We start from the raw sequence: 23,110 nt of genomic DNA on the forward strand, positions 1-23,110 counted from the left end.
TGCCGAGCTCGCTCGGCATCGCGCTGGGGTTACCGATTCCCACGTGCCGCTTCGCGGCCGTCTCTCCCAAAGGACACTCATATGATCCGCAATACCGCTCTTGTCGTGGCCATCGCTGCCGCCACCCTGTCGATGCCGGCCCACGCGGGCCTGGGCAAGCTGAAGGACCTGGCCGGTGCCGCCACCGGCACCTCCAGCAGCAGCGCCTCCAACGCCGCCGCTCCGGACGAAGCCGCGCAGGAAGCGCTGGTGCGTCGTTTCGTCAGCTCGCAGTCGCACTCGCTGCAGGCCCAGACTTCGTTCGCCCGCGCCTTCGGCCTGGCCGAGCAGGTGCAGCTGCTGGAAGCCGAGCGCCAGGCGCTGTCGTCGGGTTCGGTCAGCGTCGATGCGATGAAGAAGTCGGTGTCGGTCAGCGAAGCTGCGCAGGCCGCGATCAACGAGCGCCAGGCCGCTCAGCCGGAACTGAACGCTGAATCCAAGCAGCACTACGCCGAAGGCCTGGTCTCGCTGCTGGCGTCGGCAGCCGAAGCACAGAAGCTGGGCGGCGAAGCCAGCAGCTTCACCGCCGGCATGAAGAACCTGGGCGCGACCCAGCTGGCCACCGTTGGCCGCAAGCTGGCAGCGGGCGCATGGGTGGCCAAGGAATCGCCGGGCTTCATCCAGGGCTTGTACGGTTCGACCAAGTCGGCCGTGACCTTCGCCAGGAAGAGCAAGGTGAAGGTGCCGTCCAACGCCGACTCGATGCTCGACTCGATCTGATCCGAGGCGAATCTCCATGCGTATGACAACCCGTTTGATCGGCCTGGGCCTGGCCGCCGCGCTGCTTGCAGCCTGCGGCAAGCAGGACACCCCGGCCGCCGCGCCCGCCAAGGACAAGGCAACCAGTGCACTGGCCAGCAATGCGCCAGTGGAAGCAGCGCCCCTGCGTGGCACGCCGGATTTCGGCGGCACCACCCAGGTCGCGCGCGAAGCCGACGGCATCGGCAGCACCCCGGAACTGGCGGTGCTGGCGGCGCTGCAGTCGGCCGTGGCGCAGGTCAACGGCGTACGCGTGGCCAGCCAGATGCAGGGCCTGCGCGCAGGCCTGCATGTGGATGTGGATGGCGAACACGTCGGCGATATCCGCGCCGACGCGTTCACCCAGCAGATGATCGCCGGCTCGCAGGGCGCGGTGCTGGGCTATGAAATCCTGTCGCAGGATGAAGTGCGGCAGCTGGACGAGGAAACCATCGCCCGCGTGCGCGCCAGCGATGAAGGCTGGAGCTTCAAGGGCTCGGCGTCGGCCACTGCGTCCGGCGAAGCCTCGGCCAAGAGCGGTTCGGCCTCGGCCAGCGTCAGGGAAAGCTACGACGAGAAGGTCAGCGTCGATGCCAAGCGTGGTGCAAGCTCGTTCGATTCCGACGTGACCCACCGCAGCATGCGCAGCTACTGGAAGGTGCGCGTGCGTGCACAGATCGCCCAGTACCGCGCACCGGACGAACAGGGCAAGCCGAAGATCGTGGTTGCACTGCCGCGCACCAAGGCCGGCAGCTACGCCGTAGGCGATGGCCGCGTGGATGCCGATGAAGTGGCCGACGCGATCCGTGCGCGCCTGTCCGACACGCTGACCCAGACCCAGCGCTTCATCGTGCTGGACCGCGAGTTCGGCGACGAACTGCAGGCCGAGATCGACCACATCAACAGCGGCAACGTGCGCCTGCAGGACACCGCGCGCGTGGGCCAGCAGCTGGCGACCGATCTGATCCTGATACCGACCATCGAACGCTTCGAGTACCCGCGCAGCGTGCGCAACCTGCGCATGTCCGACCGCCAGGTGACCTCGTACTCCGGTGGCGGCCGCATCACCCTGCGCCTGATCAACGCCACCACCGGCCAGGTGGTGATGTCCGACAGCTTCGACCACCAGCTGGCCTCGACCGGCCCCAGCACCCTGCCGCGCGTGGTCAACGGCCGCAACATGGCCGCGGCGATGATGGAATCGCTGTCGGGCCAGATCGGCACCAGCATCGTCACCACGCTGTTTCCGGTGTCGGTGGTCTCGGTGGACGGTGACCAGGTGGTGCTGAGTCAGGGCGGTGACACCGTGCAGGCCGGCCAGCGCTGGCAGGCCGTGCGCCTGGGCGAAGAACTGAAGGACCCGCAGACCGGCCGCTCGCTGGGCCGCAGCGAACACCCGTGCTGCACCATCCGCATCGACCGCGTCGCTGCACAGACCTCGTACGGCACCATCGAAGACGGCGTCGACGCGATGCGCGGCGGTTTCCGTCCGGGCCAGATCGAACTGCGCCAGAAGCTGGGCAGCAAGCCGGCCGCCGCCGCCGCAGGTGCGACTGCCTCGGCCGCTCCCGCAGCTGCCGCACGCCCGGCGGCCAAGCCGAAGCCCAAGCCCGCTGCCACGCCGGCCGAAGACCCGAACTGGTAACAGGCTCAAGCAACACACCGATGGGGTCAGATCCCTTTCCCGCCGGGAAAGGGATCTGACCCCTTCTTGTTTCAGTCCGTGTCGACCAAGGTCGACACCCACCAACAGCAGCGGGAAGCTGTCGAAGGCGGGATGGGGCCGATTGCGGGGGTGTCCGCGGCATGGATGCCGCGGCCAAGCCCCCAAGGACGGGTTTGCGGCGTCCCCCGCAACCGGACCCACCCCGCCATCCCACCGAATGCCTGCTTCTGCTGTTGCTGTTGCCCTGGCATCGGCAGGTGCAGGGCGCAGCCCTGCCGAATCCCATTACACTCCAGAAGGATTTCCTGCTGGAGAGAGCAATGAAACGAGTAGTACTGGGCGTGCTGGCTCTGTCGGTGTCGAGCGCACTGATGGCGGCGACCCCGAAATTCGATGGCGCGCGGATCTCCGCCGACGTCAAGGAACTGGCCTCCGACGCCTACGAAGGCCGCTCCCCGGCCACCGCCGGCGAAGAAAAGACCATCGCCTTCCTCAGCAAGCAGTTCGCCGACGCCGGCCTGCAGCCGGGCGGTGACCTCAAGGACGGCAAGCGCCTGTGGACCCAGGCCGTGCCGCTGCGCAAGGGGGACATCGTCGGCGCGCCGCAGTTGGCATTGCACCAGGGCGGCAAGACCCTGCCGCTGGAACAGGGCAAGCAGATTGCCGTGCGCGCCGCCATGAACGGGGCCAGCAACGTCGACATCAGCAAGGCCCCGCTGGTGTTCCTCGGCTACGGCGTGAAGGCCCCGGAGCGCAACTGGGACGACTTCAAGGGGGTGGACCTGAAGGGCAAGATCGCCGTCGTGCTGATCAACGACCCGGACTTCGAGACCGGCCAGGGTGACTTCGACGGCAAGGGCATGACCTACTACGGCCGTTGGACCTACAAGTACGAAGAAGGCGCCCGCCAGGGCGCGCTGGGCGTGCTGATCGTGCACGAGACCGCACCGGCGTCGTATGGCTGGGCGACCGTGGCCGGCTCCAACACCAACACCATGTTCGATGTGGTGCGCGACAACCCGGCCGACAGCCACCCGCTGCTGGAAGGCTGGATCCAGCGCGACCTGGCCGTTGAGCTGTTCCGCTCGGCCGGGCAGGATTTCGAGGCGCTGAAGAAGAAGGCGCAGCAGCGCGACTTCACCCCGGTGCCGCTGACCGGCGCCAGCTTGGACGCGAAGTACGCGGTGAAGACCGAAGTGATCACCTCGCACAACGTGGCCGCGCGCCTGGAAGGCAGCCGCCACCCGGACGAGACCATCGTCTACAGCGCGCATTGGGACCACATCGGCGTGGGCGAGCCCGACGCACGTGGCGACCGCATCTTCAATGGCGCACTGGACAACGCCAGTGGCACCGCCTCGCTGATCGAACTGGCCCGTGGCTTCGCCAAGGCCAAGCGTCCGGAGAGGTCAGTGCTGTTCCTGGCGGTCACCGCCGAGGAAAAGGGCCTGCTGGGTTCGGAGTACTACGCCACCCATCCGCTGTATCCGCTGGAGAAGACCGTGGCGGTGATCAACATGGACGGCATGGCGCCGTTCGGGCCGTCACGTGACTTCGGCATCTACGGTGCCGCGCGTTTCGAGCTGCTGGACCAGCTGAAGGACGTGGCCAAGGGCTGGGATATCCGCTACACCCCGGACCCGAAGCCGGAAGCCGGCCTGTTCTTCCGCTCCGATCACTTCCCGTTCGCCAAGCGTGGCGTGCCGGCGCTGTCGTGGTCGGCCGGCCAGGACTGGGTGGACGGTGGGGTGGCCGCAGGCAAGAAGGCCTCCGAGGACTACACCGCCAAGCGCTACCACCAGCAGGGCGACGAATGGCAGCCGGACTGGGTGTTCGCCGGTGCCGCCCGCGACCTGGAAGTGCTGTACACGCTCGGCAACCAGCTGGCCAACACGCGCAGCTGGCCGAACTGGAGCAAGGACGAATCGTTCCGCGCCGTGCGTGATGCCAGCGCCGACCAGCGCAAGTAAGGGCATGCGCCGGGTTCGCCCGGCGCCTCCCGGGTAGTGCCGGCCGCTGGCCGGCATCCCTGTGATGCATGCGGAGATAGTGGGGAGCCGGCCAGCGGCCGGCACTACCAGATGGCTTTCCATCCCCGCTTTTCCGGCCTTCGTCGCAGCCCGCTTGTTTGCCCGGCGGGCCGCTCTATGCTCGGCTCACCCCCTTCCTCCAAGGCGCCGCCGTGTTCGCCAGCCTCTCTCTCCTGATCCGCCACCTGCTGGCCTGGGCCGCCGCGCTGGTTGTCGCCGGCATGGTCTGGAGCGGCATCTTCAGCGGCATGAACGATGGCCCGGGCTGGGTGTTCGGCCTGCTGGCGATGTTCCTGATGATCTCCGCGCTGGGCAGCGCGATCACCCATGTGCGCCGGGTGTGGCTGGTGGCCGGCCGGTTGGATTCGACCACGTTGTCCGGGCGCCAGCGCCGCCAGGTGGAACTGCCGATGGATGCCGGCCAGGCCTATGCCGTGGTGGAAGCGGCGATTGCCGAACTTCCGCGCGTGGAAGATGTGGAAAGCTCGGCCGGCAGCCTGCAGGTGCGCGCCTACGTGCGCCGGGTCGACCTCTGGAATGGCCGCCAGCCGTCGCGCTGGAACCTGCCGGCGCGGTTGGCGATCAAGCGCAACAGCGTGCTGGCGACGGTCACGCCGGGGCAGGGCACCAGTACCGTCACTCTGCTGTTCGAACCGGATGCTGGCTGGTGGGCCGATCTGCTGGCGCTGGATGAGGGCAGCAACTTCGAGAACGCCGAAGCGGTCACCCGCGCGATCAGCCGCCGCGTGGCCGACCAGCGCCGCGATGAGCAGGCCGCCGCCGAACAGACCCAGGTGGAAAAGGAACTGTCGGTCGCGCGCTTGAACCTGCTGCATGCGCAGGTGGAGCCGCACTTCCTGTACAACACGCTGGCCAACGCGCAGGTGCTGACCCGCACCGACCCGGCACGTGCCGAGCAGATGCTGGGCCACCTGATCCAGTACCTGCGCAGCTCGTTGCCGCAGGTGGACGAGTCGGTGTCGACGCTGGGCGTGGAGCTGGAACGCACGCGCGCCTACCTGGAGATCCTGCGTATCCGCATGGGCGCACGGTTGGCGGTGGAAGTGCAGGTACCGAATGAGCTGCATGGCGTGCACCTGCCGGCGATGGCACTGCAGACGTTGGTGGAGAACGCGATCAAGCACGGCCTGGAACCCAAGCCCGGCGGTGGCACGATCTGGATCCTGGCGCGTGGGTTTGATGACCATGTGACCGTGACCGTCGCCGACGACGGGCTCGGCTTCGGCCAGGGCACCAGCGGCACCGGCATCGGCCTGAAGAACCTGCGCGAACGCCTGCGCCTGACCTGTGGCGAGCAGGCCGGCGTGGCGATCGTTGCCAACTTCCCCAGCGGTGTGGCCGCGACCATGACCTTGCCGCAGACACACAAGGAGCGCAGCCATGCCGCTTGAAGCCCTCATTGCCGAAGACGAGGAACTGCTGCGGCAGTCACTGGTGGAACAGCTGCGCCGGTTGTGGCCGGAGCTGAAGCTGGTGGCCGAGTGCGAGGACGGCGCCAGTGCGCTGGAGCAGGTGGCCGAGACGCAGCCGGACATTGCGTTCCTCGACATCCGCATGCCCGGCATCAGTGGCATCGAAGTTGCGCGCTCGCTGTCCGAGCTGAGCCCGCGTACCCAGGTGGTGTTCGTCACCGCCTATGACCAGTACGCCATCGACGCGTTCGAGCAGGGCGCGATGGATTACCTTCTGAAGCCGGTCAGTGACGAACGCCTGCTGGCGACGCGTGAGCGCATCCTGTCGCGGCTGCCATCGACGCGCCAGGATGACGCCGTGCTTGAACGCCTGCTGCAGCGGCTGGGGCCATCGCAGGGTGCTGCCGAGCGCCCGCCGCTGGCCTGGATCACCGCCAGCAACGGCCGCGAGACGCAGCTGATCATGCTGGAAGATGTCGCCTACTTCCGTGCCGACAACAAGTACACCACCGTGGTCACCGCTGCCGGCGAGAGCCTGTTGCGCACACCATTGCGCGAACTGCTGGAAGTACTCGACCCGCAGCACTTCCGCCAGATCCACCGCTCCACCATTGTCAACATGAAGGCGGTGGCGGCGGTCAGCCGCGACGATACCGGGCGCGGTGTGCTGCGGCTGCGGGGCCGGACGGAAACACTGGTGGTCAGCCAACCATTCATGAGCCTGTTCCGCGGCATGTAGCCGCACCGCTCCTTTCCGCTACCAGGAGCATTGCATGCGTCTTTTCCTGCTTGCAGCCCTCGCTGCACTGGCGCTTGCCGGTTGCCAGAAGTCCACCGAAACCGCGATCACCCGCACCACTGCCAATGGCGTGGACACGCTGTACAGCAAGCGCACGGTAGTGGACGGCGTGGCGCGTTTTGAGTGCATGGCCAGCCGCAGCGGTCAGTGCCATTACCTGTTGCTGGACCCGGCCTGTCGTCCTGACGCGGCGTGTGCGAAAGCGCCGATACGGTCGTTCGCGTTGGCGGTCGGCACCACCCAGGAGTTCAGGGACCTGCCGAAAGGCTTCGCCCAGTGCGTCAGCGAGGATCGGAAAGAACAATGCCACCGTGAGTGATCACGGTGGCATTGTGGGTCCCCCCGCTTCCCTGAAGGGTCAGTAGGCAGGCTGCAGTGTCAGGTCGTGGTGGTGCTCGTTCTCGCCCACGTGGTTGAGGCGGCCGACCAGTTCGGAGTGCTGCTTCATGCGCCCGATCTCGGTCATGATGCGGATGTCCTCGTGGCGCAGCTCGCGCTTGGCGGTGACCGCCTGCTTGTAATCGAGCACTTCCGGGTAATGCTCGGCCAGTTCCAGGGCCTCGGCCACGTGCTCGACGCTGTCGGCCTTGGAGCTGATGCGTGCGCGACTGTTGAACGCCTTCATCCAGCGCTCGAAACCGGCCTGCTGATCGAACATGTTGGCCATGAACCAGATCACGAACAGGATCGAGACCCACGAGCCGAACACGACTACCACGCGGGTGAACGTGATATGGAAGTCGTCACGCCACAGGTAGTTGGCGATCAGGCCAAGAATCAGCAGCGAGGCTGCCTGCCAGCCGACGATCGAGGCGATCAGCCATTGGCACTTGGCCTGCGCCAGCACGGCTACTTCATCGCGGATCTGCTGCTCGCTGAGATTGCGCCAATGCGCGACCTGTTTATCGAACGGGCTGCTGTAGAGCTCGTTGTCGCGAAGCAGAATTCCCAAACCCTTGAACAAAGCAATCATGGCTGGCTCCTTGTGGAACGTGCGTCGATCAGCATTGGACGGTGTGGCGGGTCCAGTTCTAGCACTTCCAGCGAGCCGTGCAATGGGCGCCATGCCAAGCCGCGTAAGCGCCTTCTCTGAATCGGTGAATGTTGCTGCATCGCAGCATCGAGGCCGGAGCCTGCGACAGGATGTCGCAGGGTGAAATGTGCTGCGGCCGCACATGAAACCGTGGCTGAGTGCGAAGACTCGCCGCCGGCGTCGTGATCGCCCAGAATCGGGGCCGACCGCGCAACTCGCGGCCACCCTTTCGCTTTTCCTGGACCTGTGATGCCGGCTCTGCTGCAGCGACTCTCCCGCCCCGTCACCGCGCCGATCCGGCGCTGGGTACTGGAGGCCTTCCCCCGTGGTCAGAGCGGCATCGATTACGACCAGCCGCTGGGTGACCCGGGCTGGTTTGGACCTGACAGCGTGACCTGGCGCCTGCACGCGGAGTTCCCCTCGATGCTGGCCGGGGGCCTGTGTGCGCTGATGCTGCAGACCCTGCATCCGCGCGCGCTGGCCGGGGTCTACGACCACTCCAATTTCCGTCAGGACCTGGTGGGTCGCCTGCGTCGCACCACCGCGTTTGTCGCCGGTACCAGCTATGCACCCAGCGGGGAGGTAGAGGCGCTGGTGGCCAAGGTGCGCCGCATCCATGCACAGATCCGCGGCCAGACCGCGCAGGGCGAGCCCTACGCGGCGGACGATCCACAACTGCTGACATGGGTGCACGTGACTGAGGCGTTTGGTTTCCTGCAGGGCTTTCGTCGCTACGGGCGCGAGGTGCCGGCGCACATCGCCGACCGCTACTACGACGAGTACCGCCGCGTGGCCGAAGCACTGGGTGCGGTGGATGTGCCGCGCAGTGAAGCCGAGGTGGCAGCGTACTTCTGCGCGCGGCAACCGGAGCTGCGTGTGGACGAGCGCTCGCGTGAAGTGCTGGAGGTGTTGTCCGGCGTGCGCCTGCCGGTACCGGTGCCGGGGCTGTCGCGCGAGGTGTTCCTTGGCGCCGGTGCGGCACTGCTGCCGGACTGGGCCGAAGGCATGCTTGAACGCAGCGGCCGCCAGCGTGCGCAGGCGGCCGCCTCAGCGAAGCTGATGCAGGGCATGGCGCCGCTGTTCCGCCGTGCGCTGCCCGATGGCCTCGCCAGCCGCGCCTATGCGCGCATGGGCGTGCCGGTGGAAGCCCTGCGCGAGTGGCCCACCGTTCCCCGGTAGGTGCCAACCTTGGTTGGCACGCGCTGCGCGATAAAGCTTCATCCACGCATGGCGTGGATCTACTGACGCCATGGTTCTGGTAGGTGCCAACCTTGGTTGGCACGCGTTGCGCGATAGAGCTTCATCCACGCATGGCTTGGATCTACTGATGCCATGGTTTTGGTTGGCACACGCGTTGCGCGCGGTGCCGCAGAAGGGCCAACCAAGGTTGGCCTCTACCAGAGCGGATGCGGCAGTATATCCACGCCATGCGTGGATGGGCCTCACCCGGCCGACTTCAACCCACGCAACAGCATGTCCAGCGCCACCGTCGCTTGCCGCAGGCGCGTGTCGCCATCCTCGCCCTCGGCGATCCAGAACGCGGCCTCGGCCAGGCTGCCGTAGATCAGCGATGCCAGCGCCTGCGCATCCACCGGCATCGCTACGCCCTGCGCGATCAACTGTTCGATCAGGCGCTGCATCGAGTGCACGCAGTGGCGCTGCGATTCCGGTGAGGCGCCACCCAGCACCGCGCGCGCGTCACGCAGCACGATGCGCTGGATCTCCGGTTCCAGCGCCATCTCCAGATAGGCACGGCAGCGCTGCACGAAACCGTCCCAGGCATCATCCGCGCCATCGCTGATCGCCTGCAGGCGCAGGTCGGTCTCGGCATCGAGCTGGGCGACCACCGCGGCCAGCAGGCCCTTCTTGTCGCCGAAGTGGTGGTAGAGCGCACCCCGCGTCAGGCCGGCCTGGGCGGTCAGGTCATCCATCGAGGTGGCGGCATAGCCATGCTCGCTGAACACGCGGCGGGCGGTGGCCAGCAGGCTGGCACGGGTTTCTTCCATCTCGGCGCGGGTGCGACGGACCATCCGGAACTCCTTACATACGCAGTGCATGATTATTTACATACGACGCGTATGAATGTAGGCTCTTATTCATACGCTCTGTATGTATTGTCGTGGCGCCGGGAGCGCCAGGCAAGCCGCTGCCCTGGAGATCCCGATGACCACCCCCTACCGCGACCTGTTCGCCGCCCCCGGCACCGCCCGCCTTGCCTTGGCCGGCCTGCTGGCCCGCCTGCCGCTGCCGATGACCGGCATCGGCATCATCACCCTGCTGTCGCAGCTGCGCGGCAGCTATGCCTTGGCCGGTGCGGTGTCTGCCACCTTCGTGCTGACCTATGCGCTGCTGTCACCGCAGGTATCGCGCTGGGTCGACCGGCGCGGGCAGGGCAGGGTGCTGCCATGGGCTACTGCGGCCAGTGCGGCAGGGTTGTTGCTGCTGCTCGCGTGCACGCTGCTGGCTGCGCCAGACTGGGCGCTTTTCGTCGCCGCCATGCTGGCTGGGTGCATGCCCAGCGTGTCCGCAATGGTGCGCGCACGCTGGACTGCGATCCATCGCGGTCGCCCGCAGCTGCAGACCGCGTATTCGCTGGAGACCGTGTTCGATGAGGTGACCTTCATCGTCGGTCCACCGTTGTCAGTGGGGCTGTCGGTGGCGGTATGGCCACAGGCCGGCGTACTGGCGGCCGCCCTGCTGCTGGTGGTCGGCGTCGCCGCATTGGTGCTGCAGCGGGGCACCGAGCCGCCGCTGCAGCAGCACGAAGGTGCAACTCCCTCGGGCTCGCTGCTGCGGCACACGGAGATCCGCCTGCTGGCGTTGCTGATGCTGGCGATGGGCGTGATTGTCGGTACGGTCGACATCACCAGCGTGGCCTTCGCCGAACAGCGGGGGCAGCCGCTTGCCGCCAGCGTGGTGCTGTCGGCCTATGCGCTGGGCAGCTGCGCGGCGGGCCTGCTGTTCGGGGCACTGAAGCTGCAGGCGCCGTTGCGGCGCCTGTTGCTGCTCGGTGCAGCAGCTACCTCGATGACCACCCTGCCGCTGCCGTGGGTCGGCAGCCTGCCCGGGCTGGCCGTGGCGGTGCTGCTGGCCGGGGTGTTCTTCGCACCGACGATGATCGTGGCGATGTCGCTGGTCGAACAACGCGTGCCCGAATCGCGCCTGACCGAGGGCATGACCTGGCTGCTGGCCGGATTGAACATCGGCGTGGCGCTGGGCGCGGCGCTGTCCGGGCAGAGCGTCGATGCGGGGGGCGTGCGTAGCGGCTTTGTCGTTGCACTGGTGGCAGGCGGGGGCGTGCTGCTGTTGGCCGTTCTCGCGCGACGTGCCTTGCGCCCGTCTGCTGCATCCACCACCCCTGAAGGCATCATCCCGTGAGCGCTTCATCGCCTGCGCATGCCGCGCCTGTGCATCGCCATCCGTGGTGGGCGGTTTCTGCGGTTGGCCTCGCCACCTTCTCGGTGGTCACCACCGAAATGCTGCCGGTGGGCCTGCTGACCCCTGTCGCCGAAGATCTCGGCGCGTCCACCGGCACCGTCGGCCTGATGATCTCGCTGCCGGCCCTGCTGGCGGCAGTGTTCGCACCGCTGGTGGTGATCGCAGCCGGCGGCATCGATCGTCGTCGCATCCTGTGTGTGCTGCTGGGGCTGCTGCTGGTCGCCAACGTTGCTTCGGCGCTGGCACCCGGCATCGGCTGGCTGCTGGCCGCGCGCGTACTGGTGGGGTTCTGCATGGGCGGGATCTGGGCCATCGCTGGTGGGCTGGCAGCCCGCCTGGTACCGGCGCATCGCATCGGCCTGGCCACCTCGATCATCTTCGGGGGCGTGGCCGCAGCATCGGTTCTGGGGGTGCCGCTGGGTGCACTGATCGGCGACGCCCTGGGCTGGCGCTTCGCGTTCGCAGCGATGGCGCTGTTCAGTGCGGCGGTGATGCTGCTGCATCTGTGGGTGGTTCCCGCGTTGCCGGTGGTGGCGTCGGTGCGCCCGGCGCAGTTCGTGCAGCTGCTCGGCCACCGTGGCCTGCAGCGCGGCCTATGCCTGACGCTGCTGCTGGTAGCGGGTCACTTCATTGCGTTCACTTATGTACGCCCGTTGCTGACCCTGCGATCGGGCGCGGATGCCGCTTGGATCGGCGCGCTGCTGTTCGCCTATGGCATGGCGGGCATCGCGGGCAACTTCATCGCCGGGCCACTGGCCGCTCGTCACCCGCGCGGCATGCTGCTGGCGATCTCTTGCGGCCTGCTGCTGACGCCGTTGTTGTTCCTGTGGCTGGGCGGCACACCCACCGGCGGCATTGTGGTGCTGCTGCTGTGGGGCCTGGCCTATGGCGGCGTGTCGGTCGGCCTGATGAGCTGGATGATGAAGGCAGTGCCGCATGCGGTGGAGATCGCCACCGCGCTGTATGTCGGTGTGTTCAACATCGGCATCGCAATGGGCGCGCGGGGAGGTGGATGGCTGCTGGATGGCGTGGGCCTGCATGCGAATCTGTGGGCCGCGGCCGGGCTTGCCATGGTCGCCACGCTGGTGATTGCCACAACGCGCCGGTAGATCCACGCCATGCATGGATGGCTTGTAGTCCTGTAGACCTGTAGATATGCCGACTAACGTCGGCATCCACCCGAGCGGGGCATTTGCCAACCAAGGTTGGCAGCTACCAGAGCGAGGCATGTGCCGACCAAGGTTGGCATCCACCCGAGCGGGGCATTCGCCAACCAAGGTTGGCAGCTACCGGGAAATGAAACGGGCGCCTCGCGGCGCCCGTTCCGGTTACATCACCACACCTTGACCCGCTTGTCCGGGGCCAGGTAGAGCTTCTGGCCTTCCTTTACTTCGAACGCCGGATACCAGGCGTCGATGTTGCGCACGGTGAGTGCGCGGAACTGCCCTGGCGCATGCACATCGGTCAGCAGCGAGTTGCGCAGCGCCTGCTCGCGGCTCTTGCTGCGCCACGCCTGGGCGAAGCCCAGGAAGAAGCGCTGGTCCGGCGTGAAGCCTTCCAGGGTCTGGCCCGGCTTGCCCTGCAGCGACAGCTGGTAGGCATCGTAGGCAGTGCCCAGGCCGGCCACGTCGGCGATGTTCTCGCCCAGGGTCAGCTTGCCGTTCACATGCACGCCCGGGAACGGCTCGTAGCTGCTGAACTGCGCGGCCAGCGCATCACCGGCGGCGTTGAACTGCTTCAGGTCCTCGGCGGTCCACCAGTTGTGCAGCTTGCCGGTCTCGTCGAACAGCGCGCCGGCGTTATCGAAGCCATGGCTGATCTCATGGCCGATCACCGCGCCGATCGCACCATAGTTCACTGCGTCGTCGGCGGCACCGTCGAAGAACGGCGGCTGCAGGATCGCGGCCGGGAACACCAGGCGGTTTTCCAGTGGCACGTTCATCGCATTGATGGTCTGCGGCAGCATCGCCCACTCGCTGTGGTCGACTGCCTTGCCCAGCTTGGCGATGTTGCGCTGGTACTCGAACAGTTCGGCGCGCTGCGCATTGCCCAGCGCGTCATCACGGCGGATCTCCAGGCCGGTGTAATCACGCCACTTTTCCGGGTAGCCCATGCCCACGGTCAGGCCGGCCACCTTGGCCTTGGCGCTGGCCTTGGTCTGCGGCGACATCCACGCGAGCGCATCGATGCGCTTGGCGAAGGCGGCGATGATGTTCTTCGCCATCTCGTCCGCGCGTTCCTTGGTCCTGGCGTCGAAGTGCTTCTCGACGTAACGCTTGCCGATCGCTTCGCCGACGGCATGGTTGGCGTCGTCCACCGCACGCTTCCAGCGGTCGCTCTGCTGCGGCGTGCCGCTCAGCGCGGTGCCGTGGAAGGCGAAGCGGGCATCGGCGAACTTCTTCGGCAGGTAGGCAGCGGCGCGGTCCAGCGCGTGGAAGGCCAGGTAGTCCTTCCAGGCATCCAGCGGCTCGGTGGCGACCAGCCTGGACAGGCCGGCCACGGCCTTGGGCTGCCAGACGATGAAGTCCTGCTGCTTGCCCAGTGCGGCCGCGTCGAGGAAGGCGCTCCAGTCCATGCCCGGCGCCTTCGCATTGAAGTCGGCCTGGGTCCACGGATTGGCACCCTTGGTCACGTCATTGGTTTCTTCCTGGGTGGCGTGCGCCTGCGCGATCTTCGTTTCCAGCGCAAGGATGCGCTGCGCCTTGCCCGCCGGATCGGCCACGCCGGCCAGCTGCAGCATCTGTGCGATGTAGGCCTGGTACTGCTTGCGCAGCTCGGCCATGCGGCCACCGCCCAGGTAGAAGTCGCGGTCGGGCATGCCCAGGCCGCCCTGCACCAGGTACGGCGCGGTGCGGTCCGGCTGCAGCAGGTCCACCGACACCCACAGGCCGAACAGGCGGTCGGTGTAGAAGTTGGTGGCATTGAGCAGGTCGACGTCGGCGCGCATCTCGCCGCCGAGGGCACGTGCCAGGCCAGCCTTGTCGGCGATCGCATCGATGGCCTTCAGCTGCGGCTGCACCGGGGCGATGCCGTGCTGCTCGATGCCGGCTTCGTCCATGTAGGCGGCGTAGTAGTCGCCGATCAGCTTGTCGTCACCGCTGGCCTGCGCATTGCCGGCCGCACCCTCGAGGATGGCGCGGGTGTCGGCCAGGGTCTTTTCAGCGATGACGTTGAAGCTGCCGAAGCGCGAACGGTCGGCCGGAATCTCGGTGTTCTTCACCCAGGTGCCGTTGGCGAAGCCGAAGAAGTCATCGCCGGCCGCGATGCTGCGGTCCATGCCGCTGGCATCGAAGCCGAAGCTGCCCAGCATCGGCTTGGCGGCAGCGGGTGCAGCCTCGGCGGGCTTGGCGGTGCCAGCGGCCGGATCGGCCGGACGGTCGCAGGCAGCCAGGGACAGGCTGGCAACGATGGCCAGTGCCAGGGTGGGACGGCGCAGCTTGGACATGGACTTCTCTTGCAGCGGAAAACCCCAAGTCTAATCCGCCGCAGCCCGGCTGGCCGTCCCTGTGGCTGGCCGGTCCTGTGCAGGATCTGGCTGAACGCGCCGAAGCGATCTTCACGCCGTCACCGGGGTGGTGCATGCTGGGCCCTGGAGCCCTGCGCGGACACGGGGAGGTGGCCATGCAGGACGGGGTCAGGCGTCAAGAATGGCGTCCGCCGGCCGTTGAGGTCGGGGATGTGGAGGATTCGTTCGCGCATGAAGCCAGCCGACTGCACAAGGAAGATCGACCGATGCCCGCGTTGAAGCGGGCGTTGGCCCGTCCGTTGCGCGCCATCACCTGGGGCGGCGTGCTGCTGGGCCTGTTGCTGGTGGCCGGATTGGCCACCATGCTGGCCAACGACCATCACCGCCGCCTGGAGGCGGCGCAGCGGCAGAGCCGGGCGCTGGCGGTGGGGAGCGAGCGCCTGCTGGCGCTGGAACTGCGCAATCTGGAGCGGGCGATGACCGGCATCGCCGGCGATGCCGGTGAGTTGTTCCGCAGCGTGCCGTCACAGGCTCCGGCACTGCTGGAGGCGGCCATCGGTGGCGTGCTGCGCCGCCACGCTGAACTGCACAGCATCGTGGTGCTGGACCGCCACGGGCGCGCGCTGACCGCCGGGCGCGGCGACCTGCAGCTGCCGCTGTGGACCGACCCGCTGCGCCGGGGGCAGGGCAGTGCCCTGTACATCGGCCCGCCGCAGCGGGCCAGCGATGGCGACTGGGTGGTGCCGCTGGCACTGCCGATGGCCGGTGAACGCTGGCTGTTGGCGCGGCTGCGCTGTGGTGAACTGCAGCGCATCGCCGGCGGCCTGGATGTTGGTCCCAACGGGCTGGTCTCGATCACCGACGCCGAGGGTTACATGCTGGCGCGCGTGCCCGATCCGCATGGCACGGTCGGTCGCCGCTACGACCTGCCGCGGCGTGACCTGCTCGGCAAGCAGGCGGTGGTCGAGCTCGGCAGCCTGCCCGGCGTGGTCGATGGTGTGCCGCGCATCACGACCATCAGTACGCTCGACCGCAGCCCGCTGGCGGTGCAGATCGGCCTGGCCGATGAGGACGTGCTGGCACCCTGGTGGCCGTACCTGCAGGCATCGGTGGCGATCGTGCTGGCCTACATCGTGGTGCTGCTGGTGCTGCTGTATGCGGTGCGCCGCAGTACCCGCAGCCAGCAGGCGATGGCCGAGGAACTGAAGGCGGGCCATGCCGAGCTGCGTCTGGCCCATCAGGTCGGGCGTGTCTGCACGTGGTACGTGGATGAGGACGCCGCGCTGCTGCGCTGGTCCCCCCTGGCGCGCGAGATCTTCGGCGTGCAGACCGATGCGCTGCCGGTAGCCGACTTCTTCGCTCGCGTGCATCGCGATGATGCCGCGCGCCTGCAGCAGGCTTTCGACCAGGCCTTTGCCGGCGGCGCAGTGCTCGACCAGGTGTTCCGCCTGGTGCTGCCCGGTGGTGAAGTGCGCTGGGTGGGCGCGCGCGGACAGCGGGTGGAGGTGGCCGACAGCGAACGACGCATGATCGGCGCGTTGACCGACCTGAGCGAACGCTACCAGGCGCGCGAGCAGATGAGCGAAGTGGAACGCCGCTTCCGCCTGCTGTTCGACCGCAACCCGGCGCCATTCTGGGTGTTCGACCCGGACACGCTGCGCTTCATCGAGGTCAATGACGCGGCGGTGCGCCAGTACGGCTACAGCCGCGAGGAGTTCCTGGCGATGAGCATCCTCGACATCCGCCCGCGCGAAGGCTGGGACGAGGTGCGTGGTGCCATCCAGCGCGCGCAGGTGGGCGATCCCCCCGACGCAACCGTGCGCCTGCACCGGCGCAAGGACGGCAGTGTGTTCGAGGTGCGCGCACACCTGTCCAAACTCGATTTCGACGGACAGCCCGCGTGCCTGGTGCTGGCCGAGGATGTGAGCGAACGGCTGGCCTACGAGCGCGACCTGGCCTACCAGGCACGGCACAACCCGGCCACCGGCCTGCTCAACGTGCGTGCATTGACCGACCAGCTGGATGAGCAGGGCGAGGGCTATACCATCGCCTTCGTGCAACTGCGCGGACTGCAGCTGGTGGCCGATACGCTGGGCCGTGAGATCGGTGATGCCGTGCTGCAGTCGATGGCGACCCGCCTGGGCGGGTTGGGCGCACGCTGCGGCACGCTGGCGTTCCAGCCGGCGGAGGACTTCGTGTTCGCCATCGGTGCCGAGCACGATACCCAGCGCGTGCTGGACGACCTGCTGCAGATCGTGTCGGCGCCGATGCGCGGCAAGGATTCACTGCACCAGTTCGAGCCGCGCATCGGCGTTGCGGTGCATGTGGCCGGTGACGGCCATAGCGCCGAACAGGTGATCGGCATGGCCGCGCAGGCGGCGCACGCGGCGCGTGCCGAGGGCAACGTGGTGGTCTGGTTCGATGCGGCGGTGACCACACGGCTGGCCGACCGGCTGCGCCTGGCCGGGCGCATCCATGCCGCCATCGACAACGAATTCCAGCTCTATTTCCAGCCGATCCGGCATGCCAGCGATGGCACCCCGGCCGCCTTGGAGGCGCTGCTGCGCTGGCCGCAGGCCGACGGCAGCTTCATCCCGCCCAACGAGTTCATCCAGCTGTGCGAGGAGACCGGGCTGATCCTCGCGCTGGGCCGCTGGGTGATCCGCGCGGCGGCGAAAGCGCAGCGCCGGCTGGTCGAGGCCGGTTGGGGCGAGCTGCCGATCGCGGTCAATGTATCGGCGGTGCAGTTCTTCAACAGCGACCTGGTGGCCGAATTCACCCGTGCCCAGCAGGACTTCGGCCTGGCCCGCGGTGCCCTGCACGTGGAGCTGACCGAGAGCAGCCTGATGCGCAAGCCGGGGCAGGCGATGCAGACCATGCAGCGCCTGCACGAGCAGGGCATCAGCGTGTCGCTGGATGACTTCGGCACCGGCTATTCCAGCATGTCCTACCTGCAGCACCTGCCGCTGGACATACTGAAGATCGACCGCAGCTTCGTGGCGGACGTGGAAACCAATCCACGCAACGCCTCGATCTGCCGCGCACTGCTGTCGCTGGGCCACAGCATGGGCCTGACCATCATCGCCGAAGGCGTGGAGACGCCGGGACAGCTGGACTGGCTGGCTGCGCACGGCTGTGACCAGGTGCAGGGCTACCTGCTGGGACGGCCGGCACCGCTGGAACGGATCATCGACGCGCTGGATGAGGTCGCCGCCTAAGTGGTAGTGCCGGCCGCTGGCCGGCATTCGCCCAGGACCGGGAGGTGTCTGATTGCCGGCCAGCGGCCGGCACTACCGCAAACGCCAGGCTCGGCTACACCCCGGTTTCCACCAGGTGGTCGATGAAGCTGCGCACCTTCGGTGCCAGGTGGCTGCGGCTGGTGTAGACCGCGAAGATGCCGATCGGCGCGGCCTCCCACTCGGGCAGGACGCGCACCAGACGGCCATCGGCCAGTGCGTCTTCCAGCAGGAAGTCCGGTTGCAGGATCACGCCCATGCCGGCGATCGCCGCTTCGCGCAGCACGTCGCCGTTGTTGGCGTGCAGCAGGCTGCTTACCGACACCTTCACTTCACCGCCGGGCCCCTGCAGCGGCCAGTTGTTGCCTGCGGCCCAGTAGCTGTAGCTCAGGCATGCGTGTGCCTGCAGCTCCTGCGGGGTCTGCGGGGTGCCGTGTGCGGCCAGGTAGGCCGGCGCGGCACACAGGCTCACCCTCGATTCGCCCAGGCGGCGCGCGATCAGCGTGGGACCGGGCTCGCGGGTGATGCGGATGGCCACGTCGTAGCCTTCCTCGACCATGTCCACCAGCCGGTCGGACAGCGCCAGGTCCAGCTCCACCTGCGGGAAGCGCTGGCGATAACTGGCCAGCAGCGGGCCGAGGCGGGCAATGCCCCAGCTCACCGGTGCGTTGATGCGCAGCGTGCCCGAAGGCTCCAGCGCCTGCGCGCCGATACTGGCCTCCAGCGCGTCGAATTCGGCCAGCAGGCGCACGCACTGGGCGTAGTAGGCGGCGCCGGCACTGGTCGGGCTGACCCGGCGCGTGGTGCGGTGGAGCAGGCGGGTGGACAGGCGCTTTTCCAGCGCCGCGACCTGGCGCGTGACGCCGGCGGTGGACATGTCCAGGGCCTGGGCGGCGGCACTGAAGCCGTTGCGCTCGACCACCGCCACGAACACGCGCATCGCCTCGAGGGTGTCCATTGTTGCGCCTTGTGAAATAAATACGGTCAAACGATCGTATTTATCGGCCAGTGAAGGCGCAATAACCTGTGCCCACTTCCTTCAAGGTGCTTTGCCATGCACACCACGACCGCTCCTGTTTCGCCGCTGGCGCCGTATGGCGCCACCCTGCTGCGCCTGGCTCTGGGCGTGCTGTTCCTGGTCCACGCACTGACCAAGCTGCTGGTGTTCACCCCGGCCGGTACGGCGGCGTTCTTCGAGTCTCTGGGCCTGCCCGGTGTGCTCGGCTACCTCACCATCGGCGTCGAACTGGTGATCACCGTCGCGCTGCTGCTGGGCATCTACGCACGCTGGGTGGGCCTGGTCGGCGTGCCGCTGCTGCTGGGCACCATCGTTACCGTGCACGGCGCCAACGGTTTCGGTTTCGCCAATGCCGGCGGCGGCTGGGAGTACCCGGCGTTCTGGGCATTGGCGCTGGTGGTGCTGTTCCTGCTCGGCGATGGCAAGTGGACCCTGCGTTCGCGCTGATCGCCGCCTGATCCTGCAACTGGAGAATTCCATGTCCCGCCTGCCTTCGCTGTACATCTCCCATGGTTCGCCGATGACTGCCCTGCAGCCGGGCCAGGTTGGTGTGCGCCTGGCCGAGCTGGCGCGCGATCTGCCGACGCCGCGCGCCATCGTGATGGCTTCGGCGCACTGGCTGGGCCGGCAGCCGCTGGTTGGCGCGCATCCACAGCCGCCGACCATCCACGACTTCGGTGGCTTCCCGCGCGCGCTGTTCGAACTGCAGTACCCGGCACCGGGTGATCCGGCACTGGCCGAAGAAGTGGCCGGCCGCATCGCCGCCGCAGACCTGCCAGTGGCCATCGACCCGCAGCGTGGCCTCGACCACGGCGCGTGGGTACCGCTGCGGCTGTTGCGCCCTCAGGCGGACATCCCGGTGGTGCCGGTGTCGATCCAGCCGCTGCTCGGCCCCGAGCATCAGTTCGCGCTGGGCCGTGCGCTGGCGCCGCTGCGCGAACAGGGCGTGCTGCTGGTCGGCTCCGGCAGCATCACCCACAACCTGCACGACTGGGGCGACTACCAGGACGGCAAGGAAGCGCCGTACGTGCGGCCCTTCATCGAATGGGTGGAGCAGCGCCTGGCCGCTGATGACCGCCAGGCCCTGCTGGATTACCGCCGGCAGGCGCCGTTCGCCGAACGCGCGCACCCGACCGACGAGCACCTGCTGCCGCTGTTCTTTGCAATGGGCGCGGCCGGCGAGGGCGGTTTCGGCGCACGCCGCATCGATGCCGGCATCGATGCCGGCTTCCTTGCCATGGATCTGTACCGCTTCGACGGGGCATGAGCCGGGGCTGACGCGCGGCGGCCCCGGCCGTCGCTGCCATGGCCGCATGTGGTAGTTTTTTCCGGGTTTCCGGCGCTGGCCTCCAAGCCTCCCCACGCGCCGCTTCCTGGAAGAAGCATGCATACCATTGAAGTCGTCCTGGCGATGCTGGTGGCCGTTGTCGCCAGCGGCTACCTGGTTCGCGTCCTGCCGTTCTCGTTGCCGCTGCCGCTGGTGCAGATCGGCCTGGGTGCGGTCATCGCCGGGGTGTTCAACCGTGGCCACGCGCTGGAGCCGGAAGTGTTCTTCCTGCTGTTCCTGCCGCCATTGCTGTTCCTCGATGGTTGGCGCATCCCCAAGCAGGGCCTGTTCCGCGACAAGGGCGCGATCCTCGAACTGGCGTTCGGCCTGGTGGTGTTCACCGTCATCGGCGCCGGCTTCCTGATCCACTGGTTGATTCCAGTGATGCCGCTGGCGGTGTGCTTCGCGCTGGCGGCCATCGTCTCGCCGACCGACCCGGTGGCGGTGGGCGCGATTGCTTCGAAGGCGCCGATTCCCAAGCGCCTGATGCACATCCTGGAAGGCGAGTCGCTGCTGAACGATGCCTCGGGCCTGGTCTGCTTCCGCTTCGCGGTGGCGGCGGTGATGACCGGCACCTTCTCGCTGGCCACGGCCTCGCTGACCTTCGTGTGGGTGGCGGTGGCGGGATTGGCGGTGGGCGTGGCGGTGACGCTGGGTGTGTCCACCTTCCAGCGCTGGCTGTGGCGCCGCTTCGGCGAAGAGCCCGGCGCGGCGATGCTGGTCAACCTGCTCATTCCGTTCGCGGCCTACCTGCTGGCCGAAGAGATCCATGCCTCGGGCATTCTCGCCGCGGTCGCCGCCGGTATCGCGATGAGCTATGTCGAGCTGACCGGTCGCGTCTCCGGCAGCATGCGCGTGCAGCGCGCCGGGGTCTGGAACATGCTGCAGTTCAGCTTCAACGGCATCATGTTCGTGCTGCTGGGCGAGCAGCTGCCGGGCATCGTCGAACGCGCCACCACCACCATGAACGAGACCGGCCACCAGAGTGCGTGGTGGCTGCTGGTGTATGTGGTGGTGATCAATCTGGCACTGGTCGTGCTGCGCCTGTTGTGGGTGTGGTTGTCGCTGCGCTGGAACCTGCTGCGCGCGCGCCGTCGCGGCCTGGAGCGGGGCGAGGCACCGAACTGGCGCATCGTGGTGGCGACCTCGGTGGCCGGCGTGCGCGGTGCGATCACCCTGGCCGGTGTGTTGACCCTGCCGCTGTTCCTGCCCGACGGCAGTGCGTTCCCGGCGCGTGATCTGGTGATCTTCCTGGCCGCATCGGTGATCCTGTTCTCGCTGCTGGGCGCCAGCATCGCGCTGCCACAGCTGCTGAAGGGCCTGCAGCTGCCGGCTGACTCGGGCGAGCGCAAGGAAGAGGACCTGGCACGCCGGCTGTCGTCGAAGGCCGCGCTGGCCGGGGTCGAGCGCATGCGCCAGCAGCTGGTGATGAACCAGAACACCGAGAACGTGCAGCTGTACAACGACGCCGCCTCGCGGGTGAGCCTGCTCTACCAGCGCCACCTGGAGCGCGACAGTGATGGGCCCGACGTGGACCCGGAGAAGGTACGGCGCATGGAAATGGGCTACCGCCAGCTGCGCAGCGCCGGCCTCAATGCCGAGCGCGAGGAGCTGTTCCGGTTGACCCGGCGCGGGGTGATCTCCGATGAGATCTCGCGGCGCCTGATCCGCAACCTGGACCTGCTGGAATCGCGCAAGCGCGAATGACCGTGTACTCCGGGTGGGTGCGGACCTTGGTCCGCGTTGATCGGGGTCAGATCCCTTTCCGCAGGAAAGGGATCTGACCCCAGGATCCGGGAGCCGTGCTTATTCCGGCTTCTGGTCCAGGAAATACACCTCGACCTTGCCCTTGACCTTGATGGTCATCGGGTTGCCGCGGCGGTCGCGGGCCTTGCCGGCCTGCACGCGGATCCAGCCTTCGCTGACCGAGTATTCCTCGACGTTGTCACGCTCGACGTCGTTGAAACGCACGCCGACGCCGCGCTCCAGCGCCTGCGCATCATGGAAGGGGCTGGCCGGGTTGATCGCCAGGTGGTCGGGAGGGGTATCGCTCATCGCTTCATTCACAGTGACGGCCACCAAGGCCGGCTTCAGCGGCACAGGATAAACCGTAGAATGCCGGCCTGCCCCAGAGGAAGTTCCGCCATGCCCGACAACAGCGACTATTTCGACTTCGAGGAAGACATCCACGACTTCGACGAAGATGGCTTCGAGGCACGGGTCTGGAACCTGCTGGTGCTGATCAACCCGGGCGACGAGGAACTGGCCCTGCAGCAGTTCAACCGCTGGCGCGAGCACCTGGCCGAGGACGGGCAGCCGCTGGAAGCGGACAGCGACTGGCTGCCGGCCCTGTTCACGGCTATCGCCTGGCAGTCGGGTTTCGAGGTGGAACGCGACGACCTGGAATCGCTGCAGTCGGCGGTGAACGAGCTGTCGGCGCGCTTCAACCTGCAGCTGGACTGGGGCGGCGACCTGGATGACGAGGACTTCGCCGAAGACCTGGACGGCGTGCAGCTGATGTCCACCGCCTTCGACCGCCTGCGCGAGCACAACTACACGCTGTGGAGCGTGGATGCCGGCAGCGACGGCTTCACCGGCGTGATGGCGCTGACCCGCGACGACGACGCAATGCTGGCGCTGTGCTCGCTGCTGAACGTGGAAATCCGCCTGGGCAGCGACCCGTTCTGAGCGATGGGCCGATCCGCCCGGCACCACCCGGCGGGGACGTTCTGCTGGGCGCGCCCTGATGGGTTGATCCGCTGGAGACGACCCGACGGGGTAGAGTCGACTGTTGGTCGACTATCGCGCGCAGCGCGGGGTTCTCGCGGCCGGATGGGAGAGCAGTCGACTGACAGTCGACTCTACCCGGTCGGTGCCGGTTGGTGGC

The 23,110-nt window shown here is 67.6% G+C and carries 19 protein-coding genes; 14 read left to right on the top strand and 5 right to left on the bottom strand.

The features are described from left to right. Positions 1-81 precede the first annotated feature (81 nt). From AC5P60_RS09925 to AC5P60_RS09950, 6 genes are all read left to right on the top strand, one after another. Entirely contained in the window at positions 82-759 is a 678-nt protein-coding gene (locus AC5P60_RS09925) for a hypothetical protein (RefSeq protein WP_005407893.1), read from the top strand. 16 nt (positions 760-775) lie between these two features. Next, positions 776-2,422 (top strand): CsgG/HfaB family protein, encoded by a 1,647-nt coding sequence (locus AC5P60_RS09930; protein WP_033833697.1) that lies wholly within the window; start codon positions 776-778, stop codon positions 2,420-2,422. Between the two features lie 341 nt (positions 2,423-2,763). Further along, a complete protein-coding gene (locus AC5P60_RS09935; RefSeq protein ID WP_033833698.1) occupies positions 2,764-4,413 on the top strand; it encodes a M28 family metallopeptidase in 1,650 nt (549 codons plus the stop codon). 212 nt (positions 4,414-4,625) lie between these two features. Further along, positions 4,626-5,885, top strand: coding sequence for a sensor histidine kinase (locus AC5P60_RS09940; RefSeq protein WP_005407896.1), 1,260 nt, complete (start codon positions 4,626-4,628; stop codon positions 5,883-5,885). Next, on the top strand, positions 5,875-6,645 hold the full coding sequence (locus tag AC5P60_RS09945; RefSeq protein WP_483693442.1) for a LytR/AlgR family response regulator transcription factor: 771 nt from the start codon (positions 5,875-5,877) through the stop codon (positions 6,643-6,645). Before AC5P60_RS09940 ends, AC5P60_RS09945 begins: the two co-directional genes overlap by 11 nt. 34 nt (positions 6,646-6,679) lie before the next feature. Then, complete coding sequence (locus AC5P60_RS09950) at positions 6,680-7,024, top strand: hypothetical protein (RefSeq protein ID WP_049402668.1); 345 nt, start codon at positions 6,680-6,682, stop codon at positions 7,022-7,024. Positions 7,025-7,063: 39 nt separating this feature from the next. Here AC5P60_RS09950 and AC5P60_RS09955 read toward each other — a convergent pair whose 3' ends face one another. Continuing rightward, positions 7,064-7,678, bottom strand: coding sequence for a hypothetical protein (locus tag AC5P60_RS09955; RefSeq protein WP_005407899.1), 615 nt, complete (start codon positions 7,676-7,678; stop codon positions 7,064-7,066). Between the two features lie 309 nt (positions 7,679-7,987). Between AC5P60_RS09955 and AC5P60_RS09960 the strand changes: the two genes are divergently transcribed. Further along, complete coding sequence (locus AC5P60_RS09960; RefSeq protein ID WP_483693443.1) at positions 7,988-8,917, top strand: oxygenase MpaB family protein; 930 nt, start codon at positions 7,988-7,990, stop codon at positions 8,915-8,917. A gap of 263 nt (positions 8,918-9,180) precedes the next feature. On the opposite strand, the gene AC5P60_RS09965 is transcribed toward AC5P60_RS09960, so the two are convergent. Continuing rightward, on the bottom strand, positions 9,181-9,768 hold the full coding sequence (locus tag AC5P60_RS09965) for a TetR/AcrR family transcriptional regulator (protein ID WP_483693444.1): 588 nt from the start codon (positions 9,766-9,768) through the stop codon (positions 9,181-9,183). 133 nt (positions 9,769-9,901) lie between these two features. Between AC5P60_RS09965 and AC5P60_RS09970 the strand changes: the two genes are divergently transcribed. Together AC5P60_RS09970 and AC5P60_RS09975 are read left to right on the top strand one after the other, a co-directional pair. After that, positions 9,902-11,116, top strand: coding sequence for an MFS transporter (locus tag AC5P60_RS09970; protein ID WP_483693445.1), 1,215 nt, complete (start codon positions 9,902-9,904; stop codon positions 11,114-11,116). Further along, entirely contained in the window at positions 11,113-12,285 is a 1,173-nt protein-coding gene (locus AC5P60_RS09975) for an MFS transporter (protein WP_483693446.1), read from the top strand. The genes AC5P60_RS09970 and AC5P60_RS09975 overlap by 4 nt, the downstream gene beginning before the upstream one ends. Positions 12,286-12,509: 224 nt before the next feature. On the opposite strand, the gene AC5P60_RS09980 is transcribed toward AC5P60_RS09975, so the two are convergent. Continuing rightward, positions 12,510-14,621, bottom strand: coding sequence for a M13 family metallopeptidase (locus AC5P60_RS09980; protein WP_033833703.1), 2,112 nt, complete (start codon positions 14,619-14,621; stop codon positions 12,510-12,512). A gap of 176 nt (positions 14,622-14,797) precedes the next feature. On the opposite strand from AC5P60_RS09980, the gene AC5P60_RS09985 reads away from it, so the two are divergent. After that, the gene (locus AC5P60_RS09985; protein WP_483693447.1) at positions 14,798-17,860 is read left to right on the top strand and encodes a bifunctional diguanylate cyclase/phosphodiesterase; all 3,063 of its coding nucleotides are present in this window, start codon (positions 14,798-14,800) and stop codon (positions 17,858-17,860) included. A gap of 94 nt (positions 17,861-17,954) precedes the next feature. On the opposite strand, the gene AC5P60_RS09990 is transcribed toward AC5P60_RS09985, so the two are convergent. Beyond that, on the bottom strand, positions 17,955-18,836 hold the full coding sequence (locus tag AC5P60_RS09990) for a LysR family transcriptional regulator (protein WP_043033928.1): 882 nt from the start codon (positions 18,834-18,836) through the stop codon (positions 17,955-17,957). Positions 18,837-18,932: 96 nt separating this feature from the next. On the opposite strand from AC5P60_RS09990, the gene AC5P60_RS09995 reads away from it, so the two are divergent. From AC5P60_RS09995 to AC5P60_RS10005, 3 genes are all read left to right on the top strand, one after another. Then, positions 18,933-19,343 (top strand): DoxX family protein, encoded by a 411-nt coding sequence (locus AC5P60_RS09995; protein WP_005407907.1) that lies wholly within the window; start codon positions 18,933-18,935, stop codon positions 19,341-19,343. Positions 19,344-19,374: 31 nt separating this feature from the next. Further along, on the top strand, positions 19,375-20,163 hold the full coding sequence (locus tag AC5P60_RS10000; protein WP_483693448.1) for a dioxygenase family protein: 789 nt from the start codon (positions 19,375-19,377) through the stop codon (positions 20,161-20,163). A gap of 117 nt (positions 20,164-20,280) precedes the next feature. Beyond that, on the top strand, positions 20,281-21,930 hold the full coding sequence (locus AC5P60_RS10005) for a Na+/H+ antiporter (protein WP_005407909.1): 1,650 nt from the start codon (positions 20,281-20,283) through the stop codon (positions 21,928-21,930). Positions 21,931-22,029: 99 nt separating this feature from the next. Here the strand turns inward: AC5P60_RS10005 and AC5P60_RS10010 are convergent, their stop codons facing one another. After that, positions 22,030-22,278 carry a DUF3297 family protein gene (locus AC5P60_RS10010; protein WP_005415112.1) on the bottom strand — a complete coding sequence of 83 codons (249 nt, stop codon included), beginning with the start codon at positions 22,276-22,278 and terminating at the stop codon, positions 22,030-22,032. 90 nt (positions 22,279-22,368) lie between these two features. On the opposite strand from AC5P60_RS10010, the gene AC5P60_RS10015 reads away from it, so the two are divergent. After that, positions 22,369-22,911 carry a DUF6630 family protein gene (locus AC5P60_RS10015; RefSeq protein ID WP_005407911.1) on the top strand — a complete coding sequence of 181 codons (543 nt, stop codon included), beginning with the start codon at positions 22,369-22,371 and terminating at the stop codon, positions 22,909-22,911. Positions 22,912-23,110 lie beyond the last annotated feature (199 nt).

Source organism: Stenotrophomonas sp. YJH_SMC_120 (assembly GCF_059368675.1).